The sequence below is a fragment of the Streptomyces caelestis genome, from assembly GCF_001279005.1.
In the GTDB taxonomy this organism is placed as follows: Bacteria; Actinomycetota; Actinomycetes; order Streptomycetales; family Streptomycetaceae; genus Streptomyces; species Streptomyces heliomycini.
This window is the reverse complement of the sequence record NZ_LGCN01000182.1, coordinates 1-218: the sequence shown is the minus strand read 5'-3', so window position 1 is coordinate 218 and position 218 is coordinate 1. Positions and strand designations below refer to the sequence as shown.

Sequence of the window (218 nt, the reverse complement as noted above, 5' to 3'; positions counted from 1 at the left end):
TGATTCCGGGAGTAGTGGCGAGCGAAACCGGATGAGGCCAAACCGTATGCGTGTGAGACCCGGCAGGGGTTGCGCATGCGGGGTTGTGGGATCTCTCTTCTGTCGTCTGCCGGCGACAGGACGAGTCAGAAACCGTTGATGTAGGCGAAGGACATGCGAAAGGTCCGGCGTAGAGGGTAAGACCCCCGTAGTCGAAACGTCAGCGGCTCGTTGGAGAG

Annotated in this window: 1 rRNA gene; it reads left to right on the top strand. The window is 60.1% G+C overall.

Annotation, left to right across the window (positions count from 1 at the left end):
* Position 1 precedes the first annotated feature (1 nt).
* A 23S ribosomal RNA gene (locus ADK41_RS16095) occupies positions 2 to 218 on the top strand; the annotation flags it as partial.